Origin of the sequence: Vibrio maerlii (assembly GCF_003415655.1) — a bacterium.
Taxonomy (GTDB): Bacteria; Pseudomonadota; Gammaproteobacteria; order Enterobacterales; family Vibrionaceae; genus Vibrio; species Vibrio maerlii.
In genome coordinates this window covers 1-833 of the sequence record NZ_QRHC01000039.1, presented here as the reverse complement: position 1 = coordinate 833, position 833 = coordinate 1, and the positions used below count along the sequence as shown (strand labels likewise).

Sequence of the window (833 nt, the reverse complement as noted above, 5' to 3'; positions counted from 1 at the left end):
GTGTGTAAGCGTTGTGAGGCGTTGAGCTAACCTGTACTAATTGCCCGTGAGGCTTAACCATACAACACCCAAGGGGTTTTGATGGACTCAAATAAGAACATTGAATGTAGTGTAGAACGAAACAGCTTTCCGAATTAAAGAATTTGCTTGGCGACCATAGCGTTGTGGACCCACCTGATTCCATGCCGAACTCAGAAGTGAAACGCAACAGCGCCGATGGTAGTGTGGGGCTTCCCCATGTGAGAGTAGGTCATCGCCAGGCTTTAAATTAAGAAAAAACCCGCTTGTAAAGCGGGTTTTTTCGTCTATCAAGCAAAATTTTGCTGGTATAGCTCAGTTGGTAGAGCGCACCCTTGGTAAGGGTGAGGTCCCCAGTTCAAATCTGGGTACTAGCACCATGAATTTGCTTGGCGACCATAGCGTTGTGGACCCACCTGATTCCATGCCGAACTCAGAAGTGAAACGCAATAGCGCCGATGGTAGTGTGGGGCTTCCCCATGTGAGAGTAGGTCATCGCCAGGCTTGTTTACTTGTTTTCAGATTTTAAACAATCTGGAGGCAAAACTAGATAAAGCAATCTAACCATAAGACTTTATTTAGTAAAAAATACCACTGCGGAGTGGTAGTTCAGTTGGTTAGAATACCGGCCTGTCACGCCGGGGGTCGCGGGTTCGAGTCCCGTCCACTCCGCCACTTATTAAGAAGCCTCAGCAGAAATGCTGAGGCTTTCTTGCATTTGGAGCAAGGTAAAATTAACGATCACCACTAGAGAGTGGTAGTTCAGTTGGTTAGGCTATGTTTAAAAGAACGCGGCCTATCACGCCGGGGGACGT

General features: G+C 47.4%; 2 tRNA genes and 2 rRNA genes. All 4 read left to right on the top strand.

Annotated elements, in window-relative coordinates:
- Positions 1-146: 146 nt before the first annotated feature.
- The 4 genes from rrf (DPF91_RS21845) (at position 147) to DPF91_RS21830 (ending at position 693) form a co-directional block, all read left to right on the top strand.
- Positions 147-262 (top strand): 5S ribosomal RNA (gene rrf / locus DPF91_RS21845).
- 60 nt (positions 263-322) lie between these two features.
- Positions 323-398, top strand: a tRNA-Thr gene (locus tag DPF91_RS21840).
- 8 nt (positions 399-406) lie between these two features.
- Positions 407-522: ribosomal RNA gene (gene rrf, locus DPF91_RS21835) — 5S ribosomal RNA — on the top strand.
- Positions 523-616: 94 nt separating this feature from the next.
- A tRNA-Asp gene (locus DPF91_RS21830) sits at positions 617-693 on the top strand.
- Positions 694-833: the final 140 nt, after the last annotated feature.